Origin of the sequence: Bilophila wadsworthia ATCC 49260, from assembly GCF_000701705.1 — a bacterium.
Taxonomy (GTDB): Bacteria; Desulfobacterota; Desulfovibrionia; order Desulfovibrionales; family Desulfovibrionaceae; genus Bilophila; species Bilophila wadsworthia.
Genome location: NZ_JNJP01000110.1, coordinates 1 through 9,101 on the forward strand (window position 1 = coordinate 1; position 9,101 = coordinate 9,101).

Below are 9,101 nucleotides of genomic sequence, written 5' to 3' on the forward strand. Positions count from 1 at the left end.
CGCGGATTTCCCGCTTTCCGTGAAGGCGTTTTTCATTTCAAGGAAAAGCAACATGTGGTGGGTCGGTTCAATACCAACCCTACTCCTTTTTCCCAGACCCCCATCCCTCCTCTTCCTAAGACTTTTATGTTTATTGAATCCTTGTTGCCGGATTCGGGTGAAGCCGGGGTTTCGGGGAGCGGGGAGGAGGAAACCCCGTGCGTCGTTTCCCGGATTGCGGAGAGGGCTTCGGCAAGGCGGCGGTGGTCTTCGGGAAAGCGGACGGCGGCACGGAACCATGAGCCGTCTTTGAGCCCGTGGTAGTTGGAGCAGTCGCGGACGGCGATGCCGAAGCGTTTGAGGAGGATGTCGAGCAGATTGCGGGGCGCGCCGGGCCAGCGGAACAGAACGTAGTTGGCGGCTGACGGGTAAACCTCGATTCCCGGCAGGGACGACAGGGCGGCGGCGAGATCCGCGCGGCGTTCGGCGTTCTCGGCGCGGGTTTGTGCCGCGAAGTCCGAGGTATCCGCGAAGACGGCTTGCGCGGCGGCCAGCGCGAAGGCGTTGACGCTCCACGCGGGCAGCTCGTCCCGGATGGCCTGTGCCAGCTCCGCATCGGCGGCGAGATATCCGAGGCGTACGCCCGGAACGGCATGGAATTTGGTCAGCGAGCGCAGGACAATGCCGTTTTTCGGAAGCCGTTGCAGTACGGAAGCCTCCGTTTCCGTCCCGGCGTATTCGACAAACGCTTCATCAATGATCCAAAGGAGATCGGAGCGCGAGGACATGAGGCGCAGGCATTCCTCCGGAGTACGGAACAACCCCGAAGGGTTGCCGGGATTGGCAAGGAAGACCGCCGATCCCTCGGGGGCATCGGTGAGCGCGTCGAGCAGATCCCGCGTGGGGACGGCTTCATCCTTTCCCGTATCTGTTGTCGGAACACATTGATTTTTTTCAATGATGCCTCCCCATACGGGGATGGCCTTTATCCCGGCGAGGCGGCAGGCTATGGCGTATTCGCTGAATGCGGGCTCGACGACGCGCACGGAAGGCACGCCGCGCTTGCGGAGTACGCGGGCAAGCGCGTGGATGAGCTCGTTGCTGCCGCTTCCGAAGACGAAGCGGGAGGCGTCCATCCCATGATGCCGGGCCGCCGCGAGCATGGCTTCCTCGGCATGGGGGGAAGGATAGGCCGCGAGTGCGGTCATGGCCCGGAACAGCGCGGCACGGATGAACTCCGGCGGGCCTTCGGGCCGCACGTTCACGCTGAAATCCAGCAAGGAGGCCGGATCGCGTCCGGCTGTAGCCGCCATGCGCAGCAAGTCGCCGCCGTGGGCTTCGGGTTTCATAACGATTCCTCTTTCTGAGGTTGCCGGGTACGGTTTCCCCCAAGCGTGCTTTTCCGGTTCTGTTGGTACGCTTCCCCGCTGCAGGTTGCAGGACGGGGGCCGCCCACCGGTTCAATCCGTCAGATCAATATGCTTTTTCCATAAACAAGGCCTCAAGGATGCAGGCCGCGCAAGTTTCGGGATCGGTACGGGTGGTATCCACGGTCATCTGGCCGGGGAGCGGCACATGGATGGAACGCGCCTGACGTTCGGCGTGCTTCCAGTCCGGCGTGCGATCCGTGCGCAGGGACTCGCGGCGCTGCAATTCCTTGGCGTCGCAAGTGACCTGCACGGACAGGATGGAAACGCCGGCCAATCGCTCGAGCAGGTCTTCAATCCAGCCCGGATCTTCGCCGATGACGTGGTCCACGATGACCCATGCGCCCGCTTTTGCCGCCGCCGCGACGCTGGCATGGAAGGTTTCGATGAGCGGCAGGCCCGTTTGCGCGAGTCCCGCCAGTACGGACCCGTATCCCCCCGTGCTCGCCCTCAGCAGCTGATCGATGGAAAGGGTCATGCAGCACAACCCGTAAACCGCGTGGAGCCGCGTTTGCAATGCTTGGGAAAGCGTGGTCTTTCCCGCGCTCGACGGTCCGTTCAGGAGGATGACCTGACCGGAGGGGGAGGTGGGCCGAGGGGAGGAAAATCCTTCCGAAGAAGTTTTCCCGCTTTTGGGGGCTTGGCCTTCCTCGGCATGTCCCTCATTTCCCCAATAGAGATGAACATACCCGGCTCTGACGTTGCCGAAGGCGACCCCGGCTTTTTCGACGCCTGAGCGGGTGCGGACTTCGTACAGGGGCGGATAGTCGCGGTGCAACTCGATGTCGGACCAGTGAAATTCGTGTCCTCGGAAGGTTTCGTGCCGCAAGCCGAAGGGCGCGCCGGAGAGCATGGAGGCTTCCCGGTACCCAAGGGAACGGATGCGCCCGCCCATGCGCGCCGTGGCATCGATAACGCCGCACATGGGCCAGATGCGGCGGTCGTCCCGCGTGCCTCCGGCCTCTTCGGAGGCTTCGAGCGTGGTGCAAAGATACATGTAGCCGCCGCATTCCGCATATATTTCTCCGCCCCGTGCCGCGAAGTCCCGGATGTTTTCCCGCATGGCGGCGTTTCTGGACAGCTCGCGGGCAAAGACTTCGGGATAGCCCCCGCCGAGGTACAACGCCTCAATGCCGATCGGCAAGGCCGTATCCGCGAGCGGGGAAAAGGGAACGGGTTCCCATCCCTGCGAACGTAAAACGCGTTCGTTTTCCTCATAATAGAAGCAAAAGGCCTTGTCTTTGGCGATGCCCATACGCCGGGGCCGGACGTTCTCCGAAGGCAACGGCGCGGGCGCTTCCGGGCGCTTCGACGTGGTCAGCGCGAGAAGGCGATCAATGTCGAGATGCTGTTCCGCCATCTCCGCTAGCGCGTCGAGCCATGTGGCGGTGGTCCCGGCCTCTTCCGAGGGGAGGAGCCCGAGCTGGCGTTCGGGGAGCCGCCATTCCTCACGACGGGGCAGCGCACCGAGCAGCGGCGGAAGGTTGGCGCGCTCCAGTGCCTGGCGCAGTATGTCCGCATGGCGGGGGCTTCCCACATTGTTGGCAATGGCTCCGACGAGGCGGACGCCCATGCGCACGGCATGAAGCTGGAACCCGGCAACGAGCGCGGCCACGGAACCCGCCATCCCCCTGCCGTTGAACACGAGTACGATCGGAAGGCCGAGGGCGCGGGCGCAATCGGCCGTGCCACCCGCCGGATCGCCGGGATCGCGGCTGTCGAAAAGCCCCATGACGCCCTCGCAGACGGCGGCGTCGGCGTCATGCGCGCGGCTGTCCCACAGCGCCCGGACACCATCACGGCCCATCATCCACGTATCGAGATTGCAGGCGGGCAGCCCGGTGGCTTGAGCATGGAAGGTAGGATCGATGTAGTCCGGCCCGCATTTGAACCCCTGTACCCGCAGGCCGCGCCGGGCAAGGGCCCGCATGAGCGCGATGCTCGCCGTGGTCTTGCCCTCGCCCGAACGGGGCGCGGCGATGCAGAAGGCGTGGAATGTCGTATGTTGCATAGGCTGTTCCCGTTTCCCGATGCCTCGAAAAGGCTTTCCAACAGGGATTCAATACACGCAAAAGTCTTGGGAGAGAGGGGATGGGGTTTTAGGGAGGGGAAGCTCTTCTTCAGAAGGGTTCTTCTCCCTAACCCAAACCTACTCCATATACTTCTCAACATACCCCCGCGCCTCGTACATGGCCCCGGCGTCCGTGATCGTGCGCGGGCCGCCGATGATGACGAGGGTGGACATATCCACCTCGTCGGCGGGGAAATCGTCGAGCCTGCCGATCCATTTGGCCTCCTGAGGCCGTCCAGCATGTCGGACATAGGCGCACAATACGTCGCCTCCGCGCTGTTCCCTGAAAATGTCGAGCGCTTCCGTGAGCAGATGCCGCCGTTTGCGCCCGGCGGGATTGTAGAGCGTCACCGGCAGGGCCGACTGCGCCACGGCCCGGAGATTTTGCCGCACTTCGTCCGAAGGGACAAGCAAATCGGAAAGGCTCACCAGCGAAAAACCGTTCTGGAGCGGCGCTCCGAGCGAAGCCGCCGCGATGTTCGCCGCCGTGATGCCCGGCAGGACCCGGATCGGGATGTCCGCGAATTCCGTCTCCCGGGCCCGCAGTTCGAACAGCAGCCCCGCCATCGCCAGAATGCCGGGGTCGCCGGAGCAGACCATGCAGACCTCCTGCCCGGCTGCGGCGGCTTCGAGCGTGGCCCGGCACCGCGCCACCTCGCCCATCATGCCGTTCTGGATGATTGGTTTTCCGATGATGCGATCACGAATGAAATCAACGTAATTGCTGTATCCTGCCACCGTGTCGCAATGCCTGAGCGCGGCATCCACCTCGGGCGTGATCTGCCCGGGAACGCCGGAGCCGAGCCCCACAACCACGACCTGTCCGCGAGCGGCCTTGGGTGCGGAGAGGTGCGGCAGGCGGGCCAGCGCCAGCGTGACGTCTCCAAAGGCGGCTTTCGGGGCGTACAGTGTGGGCTGGGGGATTGAGCCGTATCCGGCGGAAAGCAGGCACGCGGCCTCGCTCACCGAAGCGGTGCCGACCTTTTCACGGACTTTGGCCGAGGGCGTGGGCACGGGCACGGCATCAAGCCGGGCGGCGGCGTGGAACTCGACGGGCACCTGCCACTTTTCGCCCAATTCGAGGATGGCGGGCTCATCGGCTTTCACGTCGCACGAGGCGATGGCGGCGATGTGTTCAGGCCGCAAACCGAGATCGGAGAGATGGCCTTCCGCGATGAGCCGCAGTTCCAAGGGTTCGACCCCACGACGGCAACCCACGCCGAGAACAAAGGATTTGCCCGTGATGTCAAGGTGCCGTACCTCTTCGGGCACCGTGCCTTCGGCATCCCAGAGTACGGCATGGCGAGCGGTAACCGCTTCCGGGCTGTCTGTGTAGATAACTTGGTCCGTCCCGGCGAAATGGCGGTCGAACACCGTGCGGGGGCCGCAGAAAGCGATCGGTTCTCCGGAGAGCAGAGCGGCGTTGAGGCTGCGGATGGCGTCGGTATTGAGGATGCGCGCATGTTCTTGGGCGGCGGCCTCGTCAAAGGCTGGGAGGCCGTTTACGTCCGTAGCGGTGCTGATCACGGCCTGCCCGCCGGTGACGCGGGCTACGCGCCGGGCGAGACGGTTCGCGCCCCCGAGATGCCCCGACGTGAGGCCGACCACGTGGCTGCCGCTTTCTGAACATGACAATACGGCGGGATCGCTGGTCTTATCCCTGAGCAGCGGAGCAATCTTGCGCACGGCTATGCCGGTCGCGCTGATGAAGATATGCGCGTCGAACTGCCTCCAGTTGGCGGACAGGGTCGCGTCAAAGGTTTCCCCCGGCGTATGGACGACGTCCGGCGCGCCTGTGGGACGCGTGGAGTGGATTACCGCGGGCAGTCCGAGTCCGGCGGCGATTTCCTTGGCGCGGACAACCCCCTTGTCGGTAAAGGCATACAGGGCACAGCGCCCGTCAAAGGCTTCGTTGGCAAGGTGGTTTCTGTAACCATGTGAAAAGTCAGCGCCATAAAGCCGTGATGCGCCGCCTTGGGCATCCAGCGCCCGGCCCACGAAAATGAGCGCCTGCCGTCCGAAACCCGCCTCTTCGACCTTGCGTGCGATGTCGGACACCGTGCCCCGGAGGATGCGTTCGTCAGGCCATGTCGCACGGTAAACGACCGCCGCCGGAGTATCCGGGGACAGGCCCCCCTCTCCCATGAGAGCAGTCATCAGATCGTCAATCTTTCCGGTACTGAGGAAGAAGACCAGCGTCGCTCCGGTCCGTGCGAAGGCCGCCGCGTTTTCGCCCTTGGGCATGGGAGTGCGCCCGGGGGTGCGGGTGAGCACGACGCTTTGGCTCACGTCGGGACAGGTGAGTTCGCAGCCGAGAGCCGCCGCCGCGCCGAAGACGCTGCTCACGCCGGGGACGATGCGCGAAGCGATGCCTTTTTCGGCAAGAGCGCGGATCTGCTCATTGATCGCGCCGTACATGGCCGGATCTCCGGTGTGCAGGCGGACGACGCGCTTTCCGGCGAGGGCGGCTTCGCTCATGGCGATGACCTGCTCCCCAAGGTTCATGGCGGCGCTGTCCCTGCATTCGCAGTCGGGCTTGCAGCGCTTGAGGTGCCCGGGATTGACCAGCGACCCGGCGTACACCACGAGGTCGGCCTGTTCCAGCGCACGCAGGCCGCGCAGGGTGATGAGGTCTTCCGCGCCCGGTCCGGCGCCGACGAATTCGACGAGAGGAGTGTTCATGACGTTATCTCTTTCTGGAACGTAAACAGGTAGATGGTGTTCTGTTGCTTCAAATGGTGGCTCGTCCCGGCAATGGGTTGCTCGTGGGCGATGTTGAGGCTGCACAGGCCGGTCCTCCGGTCGGGAGACCATGCGGACAGGGCATGGAAACTTTCGAGCGTCACCGCGCTCGCCGCCATGATGCCTCCCGGAGGCATTCTTTCCATGCACGCCGCCAGCAGCTCCGGCAAGTCCCGCCCGCCTCCGCCGATGAAGACGCGATCAGGGGGAGGGAGGAAAGGGGCGGAGCCGCCGGGGGAAGGGGAGAGGAACCCCTTTTGAAGAAGGCTTCTCATCTCCCCTTCCACTCTCTTTCCCAAGGCTTCTGACTGGTGGGGAGGCTGCGCGGCGGGAGTTCCGCCGTATGGAGAGGAAAGGAGGTTGTCTATAGATGAGGCATGGATGAGTTCAAGGGCGTCGCCGATGTGGAGCGTATAATTGGGGACGCCCAGACGGGCGCGGTTACGCTCGATGATCGCGCCGCGTTCGGGTTTGCGCTCGATGCCGACGACGTTGAGGTTGGGCCGCAGTCCGGCGGCTTCGAGCCCCACGGAACCGCTTCCGGCCCCGATGTCCCACAGCGTGCCCCATGCCGGAAGCCGCAGCCGCGACAGGATCACCGCCCGCACATCGGAGGCGGTAATCAGGTTGTTCTCGCGTTCGTAGTCCTCTTCCGGGAACCCAAGGGTGAGTATCGGCGCGGGGATGCTGTGGGATATGGGGGAACCTTCGTGAATGCCGGAATCGGGACGCGCATCGTGAGCAATCCGGGCGACGGTATGAGGGACACAGTGCCAAGGGGTCGGGAGCAGAAGCAGGATGGACGTGGGGCCGCATTCCGTGCGGGCCAGATCCGCCAGCGGGCCTGAAAAGAGGCGTTCTTCGGGCGAGCCGAGCCGTTCGGCGATGACGGCGGCGCGCCCGGCGGACGCGGGATGGAGTTTGAGCACGGCTTGCGAGATAGCATGGGCGGGGTAGCGGCTTCCGGCATAGGCGACGGAAAGCGGGGCTTCGGCAATGGCACGGGCGGGCAAGGCTTCGCCGGAGTGCGCACTGAACAGGCGGGCGTCCTGCCAAGGCAGGCCGAGCCGGTGAAACAGCGCCTGAAAAGCGGTAATGCCGGGATGATACACAATAGTGTCATGGGGGTGGGCCATGCCGGAAAGCGTACCGCCGAACCCGTGGTACAGCGCATCTCCCGAGGCCAATACCACGACATGCCGCCCGACCCGGCACAGGGTGAGGGCGTCCGCCGCATCCTCACGGGCTTTCGCGCCGATGATCCGGGTCAAGCGGGCCTCTACAGGGCACGCGGCCAGCAGCGCCCGAGAACCATACACCACGTCCGCCCGTCCGATCAGCCCCAGCGTTTCGGCGTCCTTCGGAAAGCCGATGCCGCAAGACACGACGTCAATACGCCCAGCTTCCGTATCCATTCCGTTGCCGTCCATAGCCTTCAATCCTTTTTGCCGTCCAGAAAATACGTCAGGCCGATCGTTCCGTTGTATTCAGAGAGTTCCGCGTGCTCCCCGCTCCTTGCCGTTGGAGCTTCTGGGGAAGAAGCGGAGGCATGGGAGGGGTCGCTTTGTCCCGAAAAAATTTTTCCGTTTTTCTCCGGTTCCTTTTGCTCACCCCGTTTTTCCTCAAATAAAAATTGCCCCTCAAAATCGAAGACGAGCAGCCGCAGCGCGATGTTTTCCCCGCAACGGCGGGCAAACTGCCCGAGGGCGGTGCGGGCGAGGCGTCGTAGGATGCCGGGCCGATCCGCTTCGGGGATGGACAGAAGCGCTTCCCGCACGGAAACGCTGTGCGCCAGTGCATCGTGCAGGGCTTCTTCCCCGGGCAGGTGCTTCCGTACCTCGGCACGCAACAGATCCATATCCTGACTGACTTTGTGGGCATGGGTGTTTTCAAATCCAGCCGCGTACTTGCACAATTTCCCCGCCATGCAGGCCACGACGATTTCGCGCATCCCGTATTCACAGGCCGCGGCGAGGCTCTCCGCGATAAAGTCCCCGATGCAGGTGAACGCCGTTTCGGGCAGAGAGGGAAGCCGCCGTTCCGCGCCGGACTTCGTGCGTCCGCCGGTGCAGAACACCATTGTCGTCCCGTGGGCGATATGGTGCGATTTCACGCAAATCCGCACGGTTTCAATATAGGCTTCGTGGCTGTAGGGCCGCACAAGCCCGGTCGTCCCAAGGATCGAGATCCCGCCGACAACGCCGAGGAGCGGGTTGAGGGTGTGTTTTGCCAGCTCCTCCCCGTTCTCCACGCCGATTTCCAGCAGCCAGCATCCGGCGTCGAGCCCTGCGTGGTGCAGGTTCTCCGCGATCATCCGGCGCGGGCCGGTGTTGATGGCCCACTTGCCCTGTTCGCAGTCCAGTCCGGGGCGGGTACACAGCCCTACGCCCGCCGCGCCGCGCAGGATGACCGTACCGCCTCCCACGCTTAACGTATAATCTTCTTTCCGTACGTCTGAAGCCGAGCATCTTCGCATGTTCCCAAACAGGATCGCGCCGTGCGTGCAGTCCGGGTCGTCGCCGCCGTCCTTGCGGATGGCAGCCATGTGGCCTTCGTCCGGCTCAAGCAGCGGAAGGATGCGCTCCCTGCCATCGAGGAATAGCATCGGGATTGCGGGCAGGGGCGTTTCCGGCCGCGTCAGCCGCAGCCACGCCGCCGTCGCCACCGCCGCCGCACACGCGCCCGTGGAATAGCCCCAGCGCAAGGTTTTCTGTTCGGTTTGTTTCATAGCGCGTTGGATCGGGTTGGGTTATGCGAACTGGGGGAGGGGAGGAAAAACCTTTCTGGAGAAAGGTTTTTCCTCCCCTCCCCCAGTTCGCATAACCCAACCCGATCCAACGCGCTATGAAACAAACCGAACAGAAAACCTTGCGCTGGGGCTA

Annotated in this window: 5 protein-coding genes; all 5 read right to left on the reverse strand. The window is 63.9% G+C overall.

What is annotated here, in order from left to right; translation table 11 throughout:
- Window positions 1-32: 32 nt before the first annotated feature.
- Window positions 33-1,328 (reverse strand): pyridoxal phosphate-dependent aminotransferase, encoded by a 1,296-nt coding sequence (locus T370_RS0119715; protein ID WP_248604294.1) that lies wholly within the window; start codon window positions 1,326-1,328, stop codon window positions 33-35.
- A gap of 124 nt (window positions 1,329-1,452) precedes the next feature.
- Window positions 1,453-3,417 carry a cobyrinic acid a,c-diamide synthase CobB gene (locus T370_RS0119720; protein ID WP_029436751.1) on the reverse strand — a complete coding sequence of 655 codons (1,965 nt, stop codon included), beginning with the start codon at window positions 3,415-3,417 and terminating at the stop codon, window positions 1,453-1,455.
- 138 nt (window positions 3,418-3,555) lie between these two features.
- Entirely contained in the window at window positions 3,556-6,159 is a 2,604-nt protein-coding gene (gene cobM, locus T370_RS0119725; protein WP_029436752.1) for a precorrin-4 C(11)-methyltransferase, read from the reverse strand.
- Window positions 6,156-7,649, reverse strand: a complete 1,494-nt coding sequence (locus T370_RS0119730) for a bifunctional cobalt-precorrin-7 (C(5))-methyltransferase/cobalt-precorrin-6B (C(15))-methyltransferase (RefSeq protein ID WP_029436753.1) — start codon at window positions 7,647-7,649, stop codon at window positions 6,156-6,158. The genes cobM and T370_RS0119730 overlap by 4 nt, the downstream gene beginning before the upstream one ends.
- A gap of 5 nt (window positions 7,650-7,654) precedes the next feature.
- A complete protein-coding gene (gene cbiD, locus T370_RS0119735; protein WP_029436754.1) occupies window positions 7,655-8,947 on the reverse strand; it encodes a cobalt-precorrin-5B (C(1))-methyltransferase CbiD in 1,293 nt (430 codons plus the stop codon).
- Window positions 8,948-9,101: the final 154 nt, after the last annotated feature.

What these genes read in the sequence shown, in the direction of transcription:
- T370_RS0119715 (WP_248604294.1), bottom strand. Translation starts at nt 1,328, where the DNA reads ATGAAACCCGAAGCCCACGGCGGCGACTTGCTGCGCATGGCGGCTACA.
- T370_RS0119720 (WP_029436751.1), bottom strand. Translation starts at nt 3,417, where the DNA reads ATGCAACATACGACATTCCACGCCTTCTGCATCGCCGCGCCCCGTTCG.
- cobM (WP_029436752.1), bottom strand. Translation starts at nt 6,159, where the DNA reads ATGAACACTCCTCTCGTCGAATTCGTCGGCGCCGGACCGGGCGCGGAA.
- T370_RS0119730 (WP_029436753.1), bottom strand. Translation starts at nt 7,649, where the DNA reads ATGGACGGCAACGGAATGGATACGGAAGCTGGGCGTATTGACGTCGTG.
- cbiD (WP_029436754.1), bottom strand. Translation starts at nt 8,947, where the DNA reads ATGAAACAAACCGAACAGAAAACCTTGCGCTGGGGCTATTCCACGGGC.